An 18516-nucleotide genomic window follows, 5' to 3' on the forward strand; every position below is an offset into this window, starting at 1 on the left:
ACGTGAGGGTCAGCACCTGGCACGTGCTCCCGAACTCAAGATCGTTCAAGGTGGACCCTATACTATGTGACACCGTTGCGACCAAGTCCCGCACCGGCGTGATCGTTCGTCATGTTGACGCGGCCTCGACCTTCCGTCGAACCACGCGGCGGCGCGGGGCGGGTCCGCATGCGCAGGCAGCGCCGTTAGGCTGGACGGTAACAAGAAACGCGGAAGCCTGCGGACTGCCTAAGCTTCCGCCGCTCTTGAACGCCGCTGCCGTGATCGACCTCTCACAAAACTGCACGTCAAGGTCTTCATTTGTGACCGAACCGATCCCCGTATCGCCTCTTTTAGACGCTGGAAAGGGTGTTCACGAGAGGAATATCAGATGAAGCACGTCAAGTTCGATCAACCCATTTCGGTTTTTATCGGCTTCGGATCTTCACGGGAGATCGAGAGCATCATCGATGCCTACGACATTCTCATTGAATGGCACGGCATTCGTGATCTGGACCACTCTGGCGCTATCGAAGTTTGCCGCAAGGCACTCCATGGCGAGAGGACCGGCAAAGATGCCCGCGAGGCATTTCAGTGGTTTGCGTTCAACAAGGGAATCCTCGCCGAGGATGCATATAGCCATGCTGCTCAAGCTCTCCGCAGCAACGCCGCCTGACTGACGGCGGGCTGGCGAAAGGGACGTTCCGGTTACGGCGCGACACAACGATTGTGTTGCGCCGCAATACTTACGTCCAGTAATGTCACGGCCGGGGGGATGAACTGGCGAGGCGCGGCTTGCTGAAGAAAGTCCAACCACGATTTGAATGCATCGAAAACCTCGATGGCACCTGGAAGGTTTGGGACAACCTTTGCAACTGGCCAGCGTCTCTGGGCAGTCAATTCTTGATCAATCGTCCGAAATCGCGCGCCGAAACGGCCTGCGACATCCTCAACCGGATCTACACGCGAGATATGCAATACGAGCCGGGTCGCAGCGGAGAATAGCTGACCGGCAAAGGGTCACACCGACAGCTAGAAACGCAGGATCGTCCGGAAACTATCCACCGCCAGATAGGGCCCAAGCCCCCACACCAGCACCCATGCGACCGCGCCGATGGCGTTGGCCACCAGAAAATGCGGCCAGGGCATAGCGACGCTACCGGCAATCAAGCCATTGAGCTGGCGCAGGATGGCGACGAAGCGGGCGCCCATGACAATCCACATGCCCTTTCTTCGAAACAGCCGTTCAAGCTCGCCAAGCCGCTCTGGCGTCAACTTTACATAGCCGCCATAGCGCAACAGCAGCGGCCGTCCCCCAAAATGGCCGATGGCGTAGCCGGTGCTGTCGCCAAGCACCGCGCCTGCAAAAGCCGCCAGCAGGGCATGGACGAGATTGACATCGCCATGCGCGGCAATGGCCGAAACCGCCACCAGAAGGCTTTCGCCGGGCAGCGGCGCGCCGAGAGATTCAAAATAGATGATGACGAAGACCGCGAAGGCGCCATAGGCCGCGACATAGGGTTCGATCAGCGCGATACCGTCATGCATCCAGTGCATTGCGCTCACCTCCTCCGGGGCCTGCCGTCAATCCACGACAGGCTCGCCGCAGGGTTCGTAGAGAAGATTGATCCACCAGGAGCGGTTCACCAGCCCCTTCTGCCCCATGCGCTCGGAAAGCGTGTCGACGCCGACGCACCATTCGACCAAGCGCGGCGACAGGCCAAATTCCTCGGCCAGATAGGACGATGCCTCATCGATGCCTTCCGCGCAGTCGGCGGTTTTGCACAGATTGGCCTGTGTGGCGATATCAAGCAACGCTTCCTGGCCGACCGAAGCGACGCGATACCAAAGCACGAAGGCGGCCCCCACAAGCAGAGCCAGAATACCGGCCGCGATCTTTACGTAAATCTTCACTCGACCCTGCCTGTCCAGAAATGCCTTGCGGCTGAAAACTCGGCCAAGACTTAGAGCATGTTGCAGCCAGGTGGAATCACTTGATGTCGCACGCAACAAAATCAACCAGATAGATCATGATATCGTCCGAAAATCGCTTCACACTTTTCGGCATTATGATCTAGCCATTGGGCAGGGTTGAGTCAAAAGATGGGCAGTTCGCCCGCAGGCAATTCACGCAGACGGCAAAGGGGCCGACAAGCGGCCCCTTCCCCTCGCAGAAAAGTCCGGCCGCTCAACTCCGCGCGTTTGCGGCCGTCACCGCACGCCGGGCCATGACCAGCACCAGATTGGCGCGGTATTCGGCCGAAGCATGGATGTCGCTCATCAGATTGTCCGATGACACAGTCACGCCGTCGAGTGCGGAAGCGTCGAATTTCTTCGTCAGCGCCGCTTCGAGTTGCTTGGCCCGAAACACGCCGTCATCGCCCGCGCCGGTCACCGCGACACGCACACCTTCCTTGCCCTTGGCCACGAAGACGCCGGCAATGGCATAGCGCGAAGCGGGATTGCGGAACTTCTGATAGGCTGCCTTGGCCGGTGCGGTGAAGGCTACGGCGGTAACGATCTCGCCATCCTTCAAAGCTGTCTCGAACAGGCCCTTGAAGAACTTGTCCGCTGCGATCTGCCGCTTGTTGGTGACCACGACCGCATCGAGCGCCAGCAACGCGGACGGATAGTCGGCTGCCGGATCGTTATTGGCGATCGAACCGCCGATGGTGCCGCGGTAGCGCACCGCCGGGTCGCCGATCATGCCGGCAAGTTCGGTGATGGCGGGACAGACCTTCTTCAGCTTCTCGTCGTTGGCAACTTCGTAATGCGTCGTCCCCGCCGCAATCACCACGGACTTGCCGGAGACCTTGACGCCCTTGAGTTCGGCGATGTGGCCGAGGTCGACGAGGTCGGAAGGCGCCGCCAGCCGGGTCTTCATCGCCGGGATCAGCGTCATGCCGCCCGACAGGAATTTCGCGTCACCTGTCTTCGCAAGCTTTGCCGCATCGGCGAGCGAGGAAGCGCGATGGTAGTTGACCGAATACATGATCGTTCCTCCTCAGTGTTTCGCCGCCGAATGGATCGCCGCCCACACCTTTTGGGGTGTTGCCGGCATCGTCAGGTTTTCCGTGCCGATGGCGTCGGTGATGGCATTGATGACGGCGGGTGGCGAACCGATGGCGCCCGCCTCGCCGCAGCCCTTCATGCCAAGCGGATTGGAAGGCGACGGCGTGCTCGAGGTCGAAACCTTGAACGACGGCAGGTCGTCGGCGCGCGGCATTGTGTAGTCCATGAAGCTCGCGGTCAGAAGCTGGCCGCTGCCATCGTAATGCGCGCCCTCCAGCAGCGCCTGGCCGATGCCTTGCGCCAGACCGCCATGCACCTGGCCCTCGACGATCATCGGATTGATGATGTTGCCGAAATCATCCGCCGCCACGAACTGTACGACATCCGTGACCCCGGTGTCAGGATCGATCTCGACCTCGCAGATGTAGCAGCCTGCCGGGAAGGTGAAGTTGGCCGGGTCGTAAAAGGCGGTTTCCTTCAGCCCCGGCTCCATGCCCGCCGGCAGGTTGTGGGCGGTGTAAGCCGCCAGCGCCATCTGGAACCACGGCACATTCTTGTCGGTGCCGGCAACCTTCAGCGCCCCGTTCTCGATCACGATGTCGGCCTCGTCGGCCTCCATCAGATGCGCCGCGATCTTCTTGGCCTTGGCCTCCACCTTGTCGAGCGCCTTGACGATGGCGCTCATGCCGACGGCACCGGAGCGCGATCCGTAGGTGCCCATGCCCATCTGCACCTTGTCGGTGTCGCCATGGACGATGGAGATGGAATCGAGCGGCACGCCGAGGCGCCCCGCGACAAGCTGGGCGAAGGTGGTCTCGTGGCCCTGGCCATGGCTGTGTGAACCTGTCAGCACCTCGATGGTGCCGACCGCATTGACGCGCACCTCGGCCGATTCCCAAAGGCCCACGCCGGCGCCGAGCGAGCCGACGGCGGCCGAAGGCGCGATGCCGCAGGCTTCGATGTAACAGGAAAAGCCGATGCCCCGCAGCTTGCCCCGCTTTGCGGCCTCTGCCTTGCGCTTGGCAAAGCCGGCATAGTCGGCCGCCTTCATGGCCGCATCGAGGGAGGCCGCGAAGTCGCCCGCGTCATAGTTCATGATCACCGGCGTCTGGTGCGGAAAGGAGGTGATGAAGTTCTTGCGCCGCAGTTCGGCCGGTGAAACGCCGAACTGGCGCGCGGACACTTCCATCATGCGCTCCACCAGGAAGGCGGCCTCGGGACGCCCTGCCCCGCGATAGGCATCGACCGGCGCGGTATTGGTGTAGATTGCCTTCACATTTCCATGGATGGCCGGAATGTCGTACTGGCCCGACAGAAGCGTTGCATACAGATAGGTCGGCGTCGCCGATGAGAACAGCGACATGTAGGCGCCCAGATTGGCCATGGTCTCGACCTTGAAGCCGAGAATCTTGTGGTTCTGGTCGAAGGCCATCTCCGCATGGGTGACATGGTCGCGCCCATGCGCATCGCACAGGAAGCTTTCGGTGCGATCCGCCACCCATTTGACCGGAACGCCGGTCCGCTTCGAGGCCCATAGGCAGACAATCTCTTCGGGATAGATGTAGATCTTGGAGCCGAAGCCGCCGCCCACATCCGGCGCGATCACGCGCAGCTTGTTCTCCGGCGCGACATTGTAGAACGCGCTCATCACCAGGCGGGCGACATGCGGGTTCTGCGAGGTCGTCCAGCAAGTGTAGTGGTCTTCCGCCTTGTCGTAGTGGCCAAGCGCCGCGCGTGGCTCCATCGCGTTGGGAACGAGACGGTTGTTGATGACATCCATCTTGACCACATGGGCGGCGTTCCTGAAGGCAGCCTCGGTTTCCTTGACGTTGCCGATCTCCCAATCGAAGATCAGATTGCCTTCCGCCTCGGGGTGTATCTGCGGCGCGCCCTTGCGCACAGCCTCGGTCACGTCGGCGACCGACTTCAATTCCTTGTAGGTGATCTCGACGGCCTCGGCGGCGTCGCGCGCCTGCCCCTTGGTCTCCGCCACCACGATGACGACCGCGTCCCCGACATAGCGCACCTTGTCGACCGCCAGCGGCGACCATGCACCCATCTTCATCGGCGTGCCGTCCCTGGAATGGATCATCCAGCCGCAGATGAGATTGCCGATGCCGTCGGCTTTCAGCTCCTTGCCGGTCAGCACCGCGATGACGCCCGGCATGGCCTGCGCCGCCTTGACGTCGATCTTCCTGATCTGCGCATGCGCATGGGGGCTGCGCACGAAAGCTGCATGCTTCATGCCCGGCACCGCCATGTCGTCGACATAACGGCCCGCGCCGGTGATGAATCTCTTGTCTTCCTTGCGCGTCACCCGCGCCCCGATACCTTCAATGCCCATCAAAGTTCTCCTCCGGAACCCTAAAGCGAAGAGCGAAATATGAATAACGCCGGCTGCAAACCGATCCCTTTCGGATCGTCAGCGAGCCTTGTCGCCTGCGCCAGCCTGCCTCATGCCGCCTTCTTTGCCCTGGAAGCGGCCTTGCTCTTGCCCTTGGCCATCGTTTTTGAAGCCGCCAGCACCGCCTTGACGATGTTGTGGTAGCCCGTGCAGCGGCAGATATTGCCTTCCAGCTCGGCGCGCACGGTTGCCTCGTCCAGCCCTTCGGGATGGCGATTGATGATGTCCACCGAGGCCATGATCATGCCCGGCGTGCAGAAGCCGCATTGCAGGCCGTGGTGCTCGCGAAACGCCGCCTGCACAGGGTGCAGGTCCGCGCCGTCCGCCAGGCCCTCGATGGTGACGACGGTCGAGCCGGACGCCTGTGCGGCCAGCATGGTGCAGGATTTCACGGCCTTGCCATCCACATGCACGACGCAAGCGCCGCACTGCGACGTGTCGCAACCGACATGAGTGCCTGTCAGTCCCAGATGCTCGCGCAGGAAATGGACCAGCAACGTGCGGTCTTCGGCCACGCCACTCACGCGCCGGCCGTTCACAACCAACGATACTTCCGACATGAAACCTCCCTCGGTGCCCTCGCCGGCCCCGCCTGCCTGGCAACGGACGGCGCATGTCTCGCGTCGCAAGACGCCATAAAAGTATATTCCGAATTCCACACAAAGCGGGAGAATGCAGAGCGGCCCAAACGCCGTATATTGTACTTTCGGATACGCACCGCTCAGGCAGCCCATTGCCAAATGCAACTTTCGCAGACAACAATGGCTGCGGCGGCGCGCTCTCGACAGAGACGGACGGCGTCGACGGCGGGGTTGGGAGGAACTACGCTGGTCTGTGCACGGACACGCTATGCTTGCGGCCTGACGGCCCTGACCTGCGCTCGGCCCGGCGCGGACAGCCTTGCCCGTGAAATCGCTGCGGAAGCCGCCGCCATCGACGCGGAATTCGCACTCATCTTCTTTTCGCAATCGCTGATGAGCGCGCGGACGCTCTCGCTGGCATTGAAGCGCCACGCGCCGCATCTGCCCCATGCGGGCTGTTCGACCGCCGGCGAGATTACGCCCGATGGCCTCCAGGACGGCCATGTCGTGGCGATGCTGTTCCCGCGTGGCTGCTTCACGGCGCAGAGCGTGATGATCCGTAACCTCTCTTCCATCGGCATGGATGGGATAACTCAGGAAATCGCCGGTCTGCGGCGCACCCTCCATATGCGCACCGATGGCTTGCCGCGGTCGCGCAATGTCTTCGCGCTGTGCCTGATCGACGGTCTCTCCTATGCGGAAGAAGCGGTCACATCCGCGCTGCACTGGAGTCTCGACGACATACCGCTGATCGGCGGATCGGCCGGCGACGACCTGAAATTCGAAACCACGACGCTTATTTCGAACGGCGACGTCGATAGCGACTGCGCCGTCGTCATCCTGATCGCCACCAACATTCCCTTCCACGTCTTCAAGACGGAAAACTTCGTGCCGACCGGCAGTAAGCTGGTGGTAACGGCCTCGGACCCGGAGCGGCGCATCGTGCACGAATTCAACGCCGGGAGCGCGGCCGAGGAATTCGCCGCCGCGGTCGGCATCGTCAATGGAGCCATGACGCCGCTCAGCTTCGCCTCGCACCCGGTGGTGGTGAAAGTGGGCGGGGAATATTACTGCCGCTCGATCCAGAAGATGAATGACGACGGCTCGCTTTCCTTCTATTGCGCCATCGATGACGGGGTCGTACTCTCGATTGCGGAACCGACCGGCATGGTGGAATCGACTCGCTCGGCGTTGAAGGCCGTGGGCGAGGAACTCGGCGGCATCGATCTGGTTCTGGGCTTCGACTGCGTGCTGCGCCGGCTGGATGCCCGCAACCGTCAGGTGTTCCGCGACATTTCCGAGCTTTATCGGGCCAACCGCGTGATCGGGTTTGGAACCTATGGCGAGCAATATCGTTCCATGCACCTGAACCAGACCTTCACCGGCATCGCTTTTGGCCAGCGACATGCCGCGGAATGACAGCCAGCCCCAAATGTCCATCCGCGATATCGAAGACATCGAGAAACTGAAAAAGATCAACCAGGCGTTGATCTCGCGCGTCGAGCGCTCGATGGATCAGCAGCGCAATGCATTCTCGCTCTTCCAGACCGCGATCAATCTGGAAAACCGGGTGCGCACCCGCACCGAGGAACTGCGCTCCATCCTGCGACGGCTGGAACAGTCGAACATCGATCTGGTCGCGGCCAAGGAGAATGCCGAGCGCGCCAATCTTTCCAAGACGCGCTTTCTCGCCGCCGCCAGCCACGACATCCTGCAGCCGCTGAACGCCGCGCATCTTTCGGTTTCGGCGCTTTCCGAGGTGCAAACCTGCGACGAGGGCCGCAAGCTCGTGCGGCAGGTGGAACGCTCCCTCGAAACGATGGAAGACCTGCTGCGCACGCTGCTCGACATCTCCAAGCTCGACGCCGGCGTCGTGGAGCCCGAAATATCGGACGTTGCGCTCGAACCCCTGTTCATCTCGCTGAGATCGGATTTCCGGCCGCTCGCGGCACAAAAAGGCCTGAAACTGAAATTCCGCCCCTGCAACGTGGTGGTTCGTTCGGACCGGACCATGCTGCGCCGCATCCTTCAGAACATAATTTCCAATGCCATCCGTTACACACGCAGCGGCGGCGTTCTGGTCGGGGTGCGCCACCGCGCAGGCAAGATCAGGATCGAGGTGGCCGATACGGGGTGCGGCATCCCCGAAGAGCAGCGCGAGGCCATCTTCGAGGAATTCCACCGCGCACCGCAGGCAACGGAAGCCGACCTGGCGGGCGGCGGGCTGGGTCTCGGCCTCTCCATAGTGCGCCGCATGACCGAGACGCTGGGCCACCCTATCGCCCTTTCATCGAGGGTGGGTCGCGGTACGGTGTTCCACCTCGAGCTTCTGCCGACCGAAACGGTGTCGATCGAGCCGCGCCCGACAAGCATGGGGCCGGAATTGCCACGCGGCTACGGCCTGTTCGGAACGAGGGTGCTTCTGGTCGAAGACGACCCGGAAGTCCGTCAGGCCATGACCGCGCTTCTGGAGCGCTGGCAATGCTCGGTGCGTGCGGCCGCTTCGACGGCCGAAACCTTGCGTGCGCTCGGCGACACCGCCTGGGTGCCCGACATCGTGATTGCCGACCAGCATTTGCAAGGAGGCGATCACGGCAGCGTCACCATCTCGGAAGTCCGTTCCCATCTGCGACGCGACGTCCCCGCCCTGATCGTCACCGCCGACATGACCGACGAGGTCGCCCGAATTGCACAGAAGATTGGCGTGGAACTGATGCGCAAACCGCTAAAGCCCGCGGAACTGCGCGCATTGCTGGCACATCTGCTCGCCTGAACGTTGCGGCTGGACCGCGTTTTCTGAACTGCTAAGCTGGTTCTCCTCGACGAACTCCAGACCATAGCGTTGCGGCTGGACCGCGTTTTCTGAACTGCTAAGCTCGGGGTCATGCGCCAGATGAGACAGGTTTAGTTGCGGCTGGACCGCGTTTTCTGAACTGCTAAGCTGCAAGGCAAATCGGTTCGTTCGCTGGTTTTGTTGCGGCTGGACCGCGTTTTCTGAACTGCTAAGCTATCCTAGGTGACACTGGTGTCACTTCGGCTGTTGCGGCTGGACCGCGTTTTCTGAACTGCAAGCTGACACGAAGGAGACGGGCTCGACAGTTGCAGTTGCGGCTGGACCGCGTTTTCTGAACTGCTAAGCTTCGGTCGAGTTCATCAAGGCCGAAATCTCGTTGCGGCTGGACCGCGTTTTCTGAACTGCTAAGCTCAATCATCCCGGCGCGTGCAGCCACCGATCGTTGCGGCTGGACCGCGTTTTCTGAACTGCTAAGCTTGACGCGCGTGCAGCCCTCGCCGGAAATGCGTTGCGGCTGGACCGCGTTTTCTGAACTGCTAAGCTAGCCGCCGAAGTTGCCCGCCGCCTTCTGCTGTTGCGGCTGGACCGCGTTTTCTGAACTGCTAAGCTCGGTGGTTACCACGGCATTCGCAGCCCAGAGTTGCGGCTGGACCGCGTTTTCTGAACTGCTAAGCTCTCACCCAGCGGCAGGTAAAGGCGCTGTGTGGTTGCGGCTGGACCGCGTTTTCTGAACTGCTAAGCTCATCACCGCCGTTGAGGATGGACAGGAGGCGTTGCGGCTGGACCGCGTTTTCTGAACTGCTAAGCTGTTCTGGCTTGTCGTCGCGATCTGTGCGGTGTTGCGGCTGGACCGCGTTTTCTGAACTGCTAAGCTAGGTCGGCAGACTGCACGCCGAAGAAGGCAGTTGCGGCTGGACCGCGTTTTCTGAACTGCTAAGCTACGGAGAAGCCAAGAGCCATCGCGAAGCCAGTTGCGGCTGGACCGCGTTTTCTGAACTGCTAAGCTAACCACGTTGCGATATTCGAGATAATCATCGTTGCGGCTGGACCGCGTTTTCTGAACTGCTAAGCTGGGTGTGTTTGGATGCCCCTCGCAAAACTCGTTGCGGCTGGACCGCGTTTTCTGAACTGCTAAGCTATTGCAGGAAGGCATTGCCGACCTGCTGGCGTTGCGGCTGGACCGCGTTTTCTGAACTGCTAAGCTCCCTCCCAAAAGCAACCGCCAGCACGGTCAGTTGCGGCTGGACCGCGTTTTCTGAACTGCTAAGCTCTTGCCGATGATGCACCGTCACGGCTGGACGTTGCGGCTGGACCGCGTTTTCTGAACTGCTAAGCTGAATGTCATCACCGATACTGACTCAATTGGGTTGCGGCTGGACCGCGTTTTCTGAACTGCTAAGCTAAATCCGCGCAATTAAGTGAGGAAGGATAAGTTGCGGCTGGACCGCGTTTTCTGAACTGCTAAGCTCGCCGATCGCTTCCATCTGCAGCGCCGTGAGTTGCGGCTGGACCGCGTTTTCTGAACTGCTAAGCTGGCGCTGATGGTCAAGCGGCTGGTCGGCATGTTGCGGCTGGACCGCGTTTTCTGAACTGCTAAGCTCGCTTTCGCACACACTACCGTCGGAGCGTAGTTGCGGCTGGACCGCGTTTTCTGAACTGCTAAGCTACTGTAGACAGTCGATACGTGTTGCGCATGGTTGCGGCTGGACCGCGTTTTCTGAACTGCTAAGCTAGTTGGATGTCGATCTTCCTGATCTCAAAGGGAAAATCGGCATCCGCAGCGCTGCAAAAATGGTCTTTGAAAACGAATCGTGGTGCATTCATTGCGGTTTTTCCAAAGCCCTAAAATCCCGATTGCTCACGGAACATATCCGGATTGTCGAGCTTGGCGACCTCGATCACGGCCTGCGTGCGGCTGTAGACATTGAGCTTGCGCAGGATTTCGGAAACATGGGCCTTCACCGTCGTCTCGCCGACCTGCAGTTCGAAGGCGATCTGCTTGTTGAGCAGACCCTGCCGCAACATCTGCAGCACGCGTAGCTGCTGCGGCGTCAATGTCGCGAGCCGGCGCACCATTTCCGCGCGGTCGGCGCTTTCAGCGTCAAGCGTCGCGGGCTTGTAGGTCTCGGGCACGTAGATCGCGCCATCCATCACGGTACGAATCGCTTGCGCCAGGTCGCTCTTGCGCACAGATTTCGGGATAAACCCCGCCGCACCGTAGGAAAGCGCCTCCGAAATCACCTTGGGTTCCTCATGGCCGGACACCACCACGACCGGCAGCCGGGGGTGATGGGTGCGAAGCTGCAGCAATCCATCAAAGCCGTGCACATCGGGCATGCTCAGGTCCAGCAGCGCCAGTTCGAAGGGTTTCGGCCCCGCCAGTATTTCCAGCGCTTCGGCGATCGAGCGGGCCTCGACTGTATCGACGTCCGGATAGGCCATGCGTACTGCACTGTGCAGCGCCTCTCGAAACAGCGGGTGATCGTCGACGATGAGAAAGCGGGCTTTGTCGTTGGCAGCGCTCATGGCCAACACTCCGTCATGCAACCGCAGGAATCAAGGCATGCCGGACACATCTCCGCAGGGATGATGAACTGTTCATGGCCTCAATTCGCTCCGCCCGCTCCAAGGGTAGTCGAGCGTGATGCAACCGCTTATTGGCAAATAGTATGGTGCGCCTGTATGGACCTCCCATCGCAGAAGCACCAGACGACATGGAGACAGGCTGATGGGCGAAATCGTCCTGCACAATTACTTTCGTTCCTCGACATCCTACCGCGTGCGAATCGCGCTGGAAATGAAGCGGCTGAACTATACCTATGTCGCGCACCATCTGCGCCATGGCGGACAGCGCGAACCCGGCTATCTCTCCGTCAACCCGCAAGGCCTGGTGCCGGCGCTGGTGTGGGAGGACGGCACGATGATCGCCCAGTCGCTCGCGATCGTCGAATTCCTCGACGAGGTGGCGCCCGAGCCGCCGCTGCTGCCCGCTGATCCGCTCGGTCGGGCGCGGGTGCGCATGCTGGCCCAGATGGTCGCCTGCGACATTCACCCGGTGAACAATCTGCGCATTCTCAACATGCTGCGCACGCGCTTCGGCGCTGACGACGCGGCGGTCGCGGAATGGTTCCGCCATTGGGTGGGCGAGACGTTCGCGCCAATGGAAAAGATGCTGGCCGAAAGTCCGCAAACCGGCCGCTTCTGCCATGGCGACACACCCGGCCTGGCCGACATATGCCTTGTCGCGCAGGTCGCCAACAACGGCCGCTTCGGGGTGGACATGACGCCCTACCCGACCATTTCGCGGATCGCGGCGAACTGCATGGAACTCCCGGCTTTCATCAAGGCCGCGCCCAGGAACCAGCCGGATGCCGAATGAGCCGTATCAGGCCTGCACCGGCTTCTTGCGCCGCTCGTAAAGCATGATGAGCGTTTCGGCGATCAGGGCGGGCTTTTCCTCGCCCTCGATCTCGACCTCGTTATAGGCCTTCAGCAGGTACTGGCCCGGACCGCGATCCTCCACCGCCGTCAGCCGCGCGCGAAGGCGGATACGCGAGCCGACCCGCACCGGCGCGACGAAGCGCACCCGGTCCAACCCGTAGTTGAAGGCGGCCTGCGTGTTTTCGGGGATCACGCCGATTTCCTGCCCCAATGCACCGATGATCGACAGCGTCAGATAGCCGTGGGCGATCGTGTTGCGGAACGGGCTATGCCGGCGGGCACGCTCGGCATCGACATGAATCCATTGATGATCCCCCGTACAGTCGGCAAACTGGTCGATGCGGCTCTGGTCAACCGTAACCCATTTGGAAACGCCCAGTTCCTGTCCGATCATGTCCTTCAGTTCGGCGAAGGTCGGGGCTGGTCTGGACATCGGCATCTCCACGCATTTCGCCGCCATACCGACCCTAAGGACACCGGCGGCCGGCCCGGCAATTCCTCCCGCCGGGCCGTTCCTGTCGAGGATCGGACCTAGCAGCTTCCCGCACTGCGCAAAAGATATTTGTCCGGGCCTTCCGCATTTTGAATGCGATGCCAGCGGGCTGTTGCCCGCAATCAACGGTCCAGAAAGAGGAGCTCGCCGACATAAAGGACGAGCCCTGCCATGCCCCCGATCAACATGCCGTTGAAGCGGATATATTGCAGGTCCCGCCCGATATTGATCTCCATCAGATGCGTAAGCTGACCGAGGTCCCAACGCTTGACCTGATCGGCGATGAATCCCGACACGCCGCTCTTCTGGCTTTCCACGAAAGAGGACAGCGCCACGACGAAGCCTTCGTTCATGTCGGCACGGATCGCCTCGTCGCGGGCAAGGTTGCGCCCCACTTCCACGAACATGCCAGTGAGATGCTCGCGTATCTTCGAATCGGGAGCGGCCGCATCCTGCTCGATCAGCCGCCTCAGGCTCTCCCACACATCGCCCGTCAGAGATTTCAGTTCCGGCCGGGCCAGGAAATCGCGTTTCATCGCCTCGGCCCGCCGCGCATAAGCCTTCGAAGTGCGCAAGTCCTCTATGAATTTATGAACGAAGCGGTCGAATTCGTGCCGCAGCGGATGCTCGGGATCGGCGCGCATTTCCTCCAGCAGGCCGCTGGCGGAAGCGACGATCTTTTTCAACAGGTAGGCATCGGCGCGAAACAGGTTGAAAAGCGACGGCAGTTCGTTGCGGATTTTCTCGCGCATGGCCGCCAGCGCGTCCTCATCCGCCAGAAAGCCGCCGATCACGCGCGTGAGCTGATCGAAAAGCTTCTGGTGCCGCCTGTCTTCGGTGAAGGCCGACAAGAGCTCTGCCGCCAGCGGCGCAATCTGCACCCTGTCGAGCTGCGCCAGCATGCGCTCCGCCACGAAATCGCGCAGGCCCGAGCGGTCGATTGCCGCAAGTGTCTGCGGGACCAGCCGCGCGACGAAGCGCGACAGGCCTTCGGCCCGATGCGGATCGGAGAGCCAGTCGGCCACCAGCGCCGCGAAATCGACCTCCTGCAGCTTTTCACGCACCGGTGCGGGCGCGAGGAAATTGATCTCGATGAAGCGGCCCAGATTGTCGGCGATACGGTTCTGGTTGGCGGGTATGATCGCGGTATGGGGAATGGGTAAGCCCAGTGGTCGCTTGAACAGGGCAACAACGGCATACCAGTCGGCGAGCCCGCCTATGGTTGCCGCCTCCGCGAAAGCCGCGACAAAGCCCAGCCATGGATAGCGTGGCTGAAGCAGTCGAGAAACCGCAAACAGAGCGACGCAAAGACAAAGCGCGCCTGTGGCGATCAGCTTTGTGCGGCGAAGCGCTGCGAGCTTGGCCGCGTCGCCGCGCGATCCGGCGGCTGTCGGGTCATTCGATGGCATGGGCAATCCCGGTGGCGAATGCGGGCTACACTACCATCCACCGACAGGTGCGCCACCCTCTGTCTTGGGAGAGCGAAAGCGCCCTGCGCCGTTCTGCTCAGGAATGCAGGAAAGCCACGGTAGGTGGCAGCGCCGCAAGGCCGGCGCCGCCACGCCTAGCTGCCACAAAAGGGCCAGTACCTGCCTTCGCAAATGCGGGTGCGGGCGGATCGAGTTCGATCACACCGACCGTTTCTCCCGCCTGAAAAGAGAGTGCTGCGTTGAACTTGCGCGCCAACGCCTTCATCGCCTCGTTCTGCGGGTGCGTGGTGACCAGCAAGCGCGTGTATCCCAACCAGCGCGCATTGGCGATCAGCCGTTCGAAAAGACGGCCGCCAAGGCTGCGATGCTGAAGCTCACGTTCGACGCTGAAGGCGATCTCGCCGGTTGGCTCGGCAATTTCGGGACGCTCATGCAGTTCGGCTGCGCCAAGCACCTTGTTGCCCTCGACATAACCGATGACGGTGGTGCCCAGCGCAAAGCAACGCTCCGCATAACCGGTTATGAAAGCGTCGTCGGCGAAGCCGTTGAAACGGTCGCGCCGGCTTTCTGTATCGAGCCGAAGCAGGTGATCGCGAAAGCGCGGCAGGTCCGAGGGCCTGAGCTGACGTATATGGCCCGTGAGCGGGGCGATTTGAGATGCATTTCCATGCATGTCGTACTCCTCGAGGGCTCCTCCCGCGAGTCTACGACTCTGACGCCGTGTATATTGTGCACTGCAACACGGATTGCAAGGCAGGCTGACGCAACCTTGCTATGCCAAAACCTGCTGGCTGACGTTCAGAAAGGACGCCCCGCGACGCCGCGGAAAAACTTGACGTAAATCTGAAAGTATTGTCTATAAAGTCTGGAATTATTCCAAACTGTACGCCATATTCAATGGTGGACGCCATCGATCCCGCCGGATCGATTTCAAAGGAAATGTCTGCTCTGACTGGAGCCTGCGCAGTGCCTCTTGCGCGTCCCGGCCAGCATTTCGCGAAGGAACGACCATGCGGCTTACGCGCCAGACCAACTATGCGATACGCATTCTGATGTATTGCGCAACCAACAACGACCGGCTTAGCCGGATTCCCGAAATCGCACAGGCCTACACGGTATCGGAACTCTTCCTCTTCAAGATCCTGCAGCCGCTGGTGGAGGCTGGATTCGTTGAAACGGTGCGCGGCCGCCACGGTGGTGTCAGGCTGGGCAAGGCGGCTGACAAGATCACCCTCTTCGACGTGGTGCGCGTGACGGAAGAGAATTTCGCCATGGCCGAGTGCTTCGAGAATGACGCGACCGAATGTCCGCTGGTCGATAGCTGCGGGCTCAATGCGGCCTTGCGCGAAGCCCTGAACGCCTTCTTCACCGTGCTTGCCAAGCATACGATCGACGACCTGGTGAAGGCGCGGCCGAACATGCGCACGCTGCTTGGCATCGACGAGTTGCAGGAGCGCCGCGCTCCGGCGGCATAAGGCAGGCAGCCGGTTATCTTCAAAAGCAGGAGGCCGCGCCCCGCAAGGCGCGGCCTCCTGCTTTTGCGTCCGGTAAAAGCCGATCTACAGGGAGACCGATTGCGGCAGTACGAAAGGCACATTGCCAGCCGGCAATGCACCGACCTTGAGGTCGCATTCGAACACTCTGGAAATCAGTTCGTCCGTCATCACATCCTGCGGAGTTCCGGCTGCCGCCAGTCGCCCCCGGTGCATGACACAAATGCGGTCTGCATGCATGGCCGTCAGATTGAGATCATGCAGGATCGCAACCACGCCACCGCCGCCGCGCGCGAAGTCGCGGGCAATCTCCATGATTATGAGTTGGTGCTTGATGTCGAGGCTGGAGACCGGTTCGTCGAGGAACAGATAGCGCGGCTTGCCATTCAGCACCGGCGTCCAGACCTGGCACAGCACGCGGGCCAGCTGCACGCGCTGCTGTTCGCCACCCGAAAGCTCCTGGTAATAGCGGCCGGCAAAGCCGTCGAGATCGACGCGTGCAAGTGCCCTTTGGGGCAGATTGCGCTCCTCTCCCGGCTGCGCGCCGGAACGGCCGCTCATCAGGCCGAGCTTGACCACCTCGTGCACGGTGAAGGGAAAGGACAACGCGGTCGCCTGCGGCAGTACGGCCCGCATCGACGCGGTTTCCCAGGGCTTCAGCCCGGCCATGTCGCGATTGTTGATGACGATTCGGCCGGTATAAGGCAGATCGCCCGACAGCGCCTTGAGGAAAGTGGTCTTGCCGGAGCCGTTCGGCCCGACAATGGCTGCCACCTCGCCCGGACGCACGTCGAAATCAACATCGGAGATGATGCGCCTGGTGCCGATGGAGACGGAGATGCCGCGAGCTTCGATCATGGATGGCAGGCTCCTCACAGGTCGAGGATGCCGCGCTTGCGCAGCAGTATCCACAGGAAGAACGGTCCGCCGACAGCGGCGGTGATGATGCCGATCGGCAGTTCCGCCGGCGCAACGATGGTGCGGCTGACAGCATCGGCCAGAAGCAGCATGGACGCGCCCAGCAGCGCCGATGCCGGCAGCAGGTAACGATTGTCCGGACCGATCAACAGGCGCAGGAGATGCGGCACCACGATGCCGACGAAGCCTATGCCGCCGCTGACCGCGACAGACGCCCCGGTCGCCGCCGCCACCGAGACGATGGCGACATTCTTGAAGCGTTGGACGGAAATGCCGAGATGATGCGCCGCCGCCTCCCCCAGCGCCAGCGCATTCAGTCCGCGCGCGAGAAACGGCGACACGATCAGCGCGAGCACGATGATCGGGCCGGCCGATGCGATCTTGGTCCAGGTGGCGCCGGCAAGGGAGCCGAGGCCCCAGAATGTCAGGTCGCGCAATTGCCGGTCATCGGCCAGATAGACCATGATGCCCGAAAAGGCACCCGCCATGGCGCCGAGTGCGATACCGGCCAGAAGCATGGTGGCGATGGAGGTCTGGCCTCGCCGCGTCGCGACGCGATAAAGGATGAGCGTGGTCGCCAGCCCACCGAAAAAAGCAGCCAGCGGCAAGGTGTAGATGCCGAACAGCGCAAGCACCGGTCCCAGAAAGGTGCCGCCCAGAACGATCACCACGATAGCGCCGAGCCCTGCCCCGGCAGACACGCCGACCAGGCCGGGGTCGGCCAGCGGATTGCGGAACAGGCCCTGCATGACCGCGCCCGATACGGCGAGCGCCGCGCCGATCAGCACGCCGAGCACAACGCGCGGCAGACGTATGTCATAGACGATGATGCGATCCCGTGCCGAAAGCGCCGAGCCATCGGACAAGGATGGGAACAGCCAGTCACGCACGACCGCGAAAGCCGACGCATCGGACGCCCCCGAAGCCAGGCTGAAAAGCATCGTCAGAACGAGCAACGCCGTCAGCAGGGCGATTGCAAGCTTCGCGCGCCCGGAGCGGTCGCCCATGGACGCGCGTTTGTCCACCGTGCCGAGCCTGCCGGCAACACCATCGACCATTGTTCGATCAGCCTTTGATCTGGTCGCCATAAAGGGCGGCGGCAAGATCGCGGATGGCGGCTGCCGTGCGCGGACCGAAGCCGAGCAGATAGCTCCCGTCCATGCGGACCAGGTTCTTCGTTGCGGCTGCCGGCGTCGAGGCCAGGGCCGGATTGGAGAATACTTCATCGGCGTTTGCCAGATGATCCTCGCCGCCGCGATCCATCATCAGGATAATATCGGGCTTTGCGGTCAGGGCCGCCTCGTCGGAAAGCTGTTTGTAACCGTTGACGCCCTCCATGGCGTTCACCCCGCCGGCAAGCCTGATGATGCCATTGGCGCCGGTGTTCTCACCCGCCGCGAGGATCTTGCCGCCCTCCATGCTGAGGATGAACAGAACGCGCTTGCGCTCCGCCACATTGGCCGTCAACGCTTCGGCCGCCTTGAGATCGGCATCCACCGACCTTGCCAACGCGTCTGCCTTCTCGTCCGCGCCGAGGGCGTGGCCGACCACCTCGATCTTCTTCAGGATGCCCTCATGGTCGAAGCTTTCCGGCACTTCGATGAAAGTGATGCTTGCCTTCTTCAGTACGTCCACCGCTTCCTTCGGGCCGGCGCCGGCCAACGCCAGAATGCCGCTCGGATTCACCGAAAGCACACCTTCCGGCGACAGGGCGCGCATATAGCCGACGTCCGGCAGTTTCAGCGCCGCTTCCGGATAGGTGCCGGTGGAATCGCGGGCAACGAGCTTGCTTTCCTCGCCGAGCGCATAGACGATCTCGGTCACCGAGCCGCCGATAGCCACCACGCGCGATGCGTCCGGTAACACGGCAACGCCTTCCTCGGCTTGCCCGGCCGCGAACGAGCCAAGAAGCGCGACGACGCCAAGAATGGCGGCGCGCGCTCCCGTTGCGGGGCTGAATATGGACATCGA

At 61.7% G+C, this 18516-nt stretch carries 17 protein-coding genes and 1 CRISPR repeat array; of the genes, 5 read left to right on the top strand and 12 right to left on the bottom strand.

Annotated features, from left to right (window positions below; all coding sequences use genetic code 11):
* The first annotated feature begins 370 nt into the window (after nucleotides 1-370).
* Nucleotides 371-655 carry a DUF982 domain-containing protein gene (locus C7441_RS04105; RefSeq protein ID WP_109611805.1) on the top strand — a complete coding sequence of 95 codons (285 nt, stop codon included), beginning with the start codon at nucleotides 371-373 and terminating at the stop codon, nucleotides 653-655.
* A 356-nt stretch (nucleotides 656-1011) separates the two neighbouring features.
* On the opposite strand, the gene C7441_RS04110 is transcribed toward C7441_RS04105, so the two are convergent.
* From C7441_RS04110 to C7441_RS04130, 5 genes are all read right to left on the bottom strand, one after another.
* The gene (locus C7441_RS04110) at nucleotides 1012-1515 is read right to left on the bottom strand and encodes a DedA family protein (protein WP_109611922.1); all 504 of its coding nucleotides are present in this window, start codon (nucleotides 1513-1515) and stop codon (nucleotides 1012-1014) included.
* A gap of 48 nt (nucleotides 1516-1563) precedes the next feature.
* On the bottom strand, nucleotides 1564-1893 hold the full coding sequence (locus tag C7441_RS04115; RefSeq protein ID WP_019173348.1) for a hypothetical protein: 330 nt from the start codon (nucleotides 1891-1893) through the stop codon (nucleotides 1564-1566).
* A 274-nt stretch (nucleotides 1894-2167) separates the two neighbouring features.
* Complete coding sequence (locus C7441_RS04120; protein ID WP_109611806.1) at nucleotides 2168-2971, bottom strand: FAD binding domain-containing protein; 804 nt, start codon at nucleotides 2969-2971, stop codon at nucleotides 2168-2170.
* 12 nt (nucleotides 2972-2983) lie between these two features.
* Nucleotides 2984-5335: a xanthine dehydrogenase family protein molybdopterin-binding subunit gene (locus tag C7441_RS04125; protein ID WP_109611807.1), complete on the bottom strand. Its 2352-nt coding sequence runs from the start codon at nucleotides 5333-5335 to the stop codon at nucleotides 2984-2986.
* A 110-nt stretch (nucleotides 5336-5445) separates the two neighbouring features.
* The gene (locus C7441_RS04130; protein WP_109611923.1) at nucleotides 5446-5955 is read right to left on the bottom strand and encodes a (2Fe-2S)-binding protein; all 510 of its coding nucleotides are present in this window, start codon (nucleotides 5953-5955) and stop codon (nucleotides 5446-5448) included.
* A gap of 201 nt (nucleotides 5956-6156) precedes the next feature.
* On the opposite strand from C7441_RS04130, the gene C7441_RS04135 reads away from it, so the two are divergent.
* Both C7441_RS04135 and C7441_RS04140 read left to right on the top strand, forming a co-directional pair.
* Nucleotides 6157-7395, top strand: coding sequence for an FIST N-terminal domain-containing protein (locus tag C7441_RS04135; protein ID WP_244916056.1), 1239 nt, complete (start codon nucleotides 6157-6159; stop codon nucleotides 7393-7395).
* 13 nt (nucleotides 7396-7408) lie between these two features.
* The gene (locus C7441_RS04140) at nucleotides 7409-8749 is read left to right on the top strand and encodes an ATP-binding response regulator (protein WP_109611809.1); all 1341 of its coding nucleotides are present in this window, start codon (nucleotides 7409-7411) and stop codon (nucleotides 8747-8749) included.
* Between the two features lie 2 nt (nucleotides 8750-8751).
* Nucleotides 8752-10502: direct repeats of the CRISPR family, unit length 36 nt; unit sequence GTTGCGGCTGGACCGCGTTTTCTGAACTGCTAAGCT.
* A gap of 110 nt (nucleotides 10503-10612) precedes the next feature.
* Here C7441_RS04140 and C7441_RS04145 read toward each other — a convergent pair.
* On the bottom strand, nucleotides 10613-11296 hold the full coding sequence (locus C7441_RS04145; protein ID WP_019173342.1) for a response regulator: 684 nt from the start codon (nucleotides 11294-11296) through the stop codon (nucleotides 10613-10615).
* A gap of 202 nt (nucleotides 11297-11498) precedes the next feature.
* Here C7441_RS04145 and maiA point away from each other — a divergent pair, with 202 nt between their 5' ends.
* A complete protein-coding gene (maiA, locus tag C7441_RS04150) occupies nucleotides 11499-12149 on the top strand; it encodes a maleylacetoacetate isomerase (protein WP_109611810.1) in 651 nt (216 codons plus the stop codon).
* Nucleotides 12150-12155: 6 nt separating this feature from the next.
* Here maiA and C7441_RS04155 read toward each other — a convergent pair whose 3' ends face one another.
* The 3 genes from C7441_RS04155 to C7441_RS04165 all read right to left on the bottom strand — a co-directional run bounded on the left by C7441_RS04155 (nucleotide 12156) and on the right by C7441_RS04165 (nucleotide 14807).
* Entirely contained in the window at nucleotides 12156-12644 is a 489-nt protein-coding gene (locus C7441_RS04155; RefSeq protein ID WP_425326556.1) for a MaoC family dehydratase, read from the bottom strand.
* Nucleotides 12645-12826: 182 nt separating this feature from the next.
* The gene (locus C7441_RS04160) at nucleotides 12827-14113 is read right to left on the bottom strand and encodes a DUF445 domain-containing protein (protein ID WP_109611811.1); all 1287 of its coding nucleotides are present in this window, start codon (nucleotides 14111-14113) and stop codon (nucleotides 12827-12829) included.
* 97 nt (nucleotides 14114-14210) lie between these two features.
* Entirely contained in the window at nucleotides 14211-14807 is a 597-nt protein-coding gene (locus C7441_RS04165; protein WP_109611812.1) for a GNAT family N-acetyltransferase, read from the bottom strand.
* Nucleotides 14808-15144: 337 nt separating this feature from the next.
* On the opposite strand from C7441_RS04165, the gene rirA reads away from it, so the two are divergent.
* Nucleotides 15145-15609, top strand: coding sequence for an iron-responsive transcriptional regulator RirA (rirA, locus tag C7441_RS04170; protein ID WP_019173337.1), 465 nt, complete (start codon nucleotides 15145-15147; stop codon nucleotides 15607-15609).
* Between the two features lie 84 nt (nucleotides 15610-15693).
* Here the strand turns inward: rirA and C7441_RS04175 are convergent, their stop codons facing one another.
* The 3 genes from C7441_RS04175 to C7441_RS04185 are packed head-to-tail and all read right to left on the bottom strand — an operon-like array spanning nucleotide 15694 to nucleotide 18513.
* Nucleotides 15694-16485, bottom strand: a complete 792-nt coding sequence (locus C7441_RS04175; protein ID WP_109611813.1) for a heme ABC transporter ATP-binding protein — start codon at nucleotides 16483-16485, stop codon at nucleotides 15694-15696.
* Nucleotides 16486-16499: 14 nt separating this feature from the next.
* Nucleotides 16500-17603, bottom strand: coding sequence for a FecCD family ABC transporter permease (locus tag C7441_RS04180; RefSeq protein ID WP_109611814.1), 1104 nt, complete (start codon nucleotides 17601-17603; stop codon nucleotides 16500-16502).
* A 7-nt stretch (nucleotides 17604-17610) separates the two neighbouring features.
* Entirely contained in the window at nucleotides 17611-18513 is a 903-nt protein-coding gene (locus C7441_RS04185; RefSeq protein ID WP_109611815.1) for a heme/hemin ABC transporter substrate-binding protein, read from the bottom strand.
* Nucleotides 18514-18516 lie beyond the last annotated feature (3 nt).

This window comes from Pseudaminobacter salicylatoxidans (assembly GCF_003148475.1).
Classification (GTDB): Bacteria; Pseudomonadota; Alphaproteobacteria; order Rhizobiales; family Rhizobiaceae; genus Pseudaminobacter; species Pseudaminobacter salicylatoxidans.

Excerpts from the sequence above, each read along its gene's own strand:
- C7441_RS04135 (WP_244916056.1), top strand. The coding sequence starts at position 6,157 with ATGGCTGCGGCGGCGCGCTCTCGACAGAGACGGACGGCGTCGACGGCG.
- C7441_RS04155 (WP_425326556.1), bottom strand. The coding sequence starts at position 12,644 with ATGTCCAGACCAGCCCCGACCTTCGCCGAACTGAAGGACATGATCGGA.
- C7441_RS04105 (WP_109611805.1), top strand. The coding sequence starts at position 371 with ATGAAGCACGTCAAGTTCGATCAACCCATTTCGGTTTTTATCGGCTTC.
- C7441_RS04160 (WP_109611811.1), bottom strand. The coding sequence starts at position 14,113 with ATGCCATCGAATGACCCGACAGCCGCCGGATCGCGCGGCGACGCGGCC.
- C7441_RS04180 (WP_109611814.1), bottom strand. The coding sequence starts at position 17,603 with ATGGTCGATGGTGTTGCCGGCAGGCTCGGCACGGTGGACAAACGCGCG.
- C7441_RS04140 (WP_109611809.1), top strand. The coding sequence starts at position 7,409 with ATGTCCATCCGCGATATCGAAGACATCGAGAAACTGAAAAAGATCAAC.
- maiA (WP_109611810.1), top strand. The coding sequence starts at position 11,499 with ATGGGCGAAATCGTCCTGCACAATTACTTTCGTTCCTCGACATCCTAC.
- C7441_RS04185 (WP_109611815.1), bottom strand. The coding sequence starts at position 18,513 with ATGTCCATATTCAGCCCCGCAACGGGAGCGCGCGCCGCCATTCTTGGC.
- C7441_RS04120 (WP_109611806.1), bottom strand. The coding sequence starts at position 2,971 with ATGTATTCGGTCAACTACCATCGCGCTTCCTCGCTCGCCGATGCGGCA.
- C7441_RS04125 (WP_109611807.1), bottom strand. The coding sequence starts at position 5,335 with ATGGGCATTGAAGGTATCGGGGCGCGGGTGACGCGCAAGGAAGACAAG.
- C7441_RS04145 (WP_019173342.1), bottom strand. The coding sequence starts at position 11,296 with ATGAGCGCTGCCAACGACAAAGCCCGCTTTCTCATCGTCGACGATCAC.
- rirA (WP_019173337.1), top strand. The coding sequence starts at position 15,145 with ATGCGGCTTACGCGCCAGACCAACTATGCGATACGCATTCTGATGTAT.
- C7441_RS04175 (WP_109611813.1), bottom strand. The coding sequence starts at position 16,485 with ATGATCGAAGCTCGCGGCATCTCCGTCTCCATCGGCACCAGGCGCATC.
- C7441_RS04130 (WP_109611923.1), bottom strand. The coding sequence starts at position 5,955 with ATGTCGGAAGTATCGTTGGTTGTGAACGGCCGGCGCGTGAGTGGCGTG.
- C7441_RS04165 (WP_109611812.1), bottom strand. The coding sequence starts at position 14,807 with ATGCATGGAAATGCATCTCAAATCGCCCCGCTCACGGGCCATATACGT.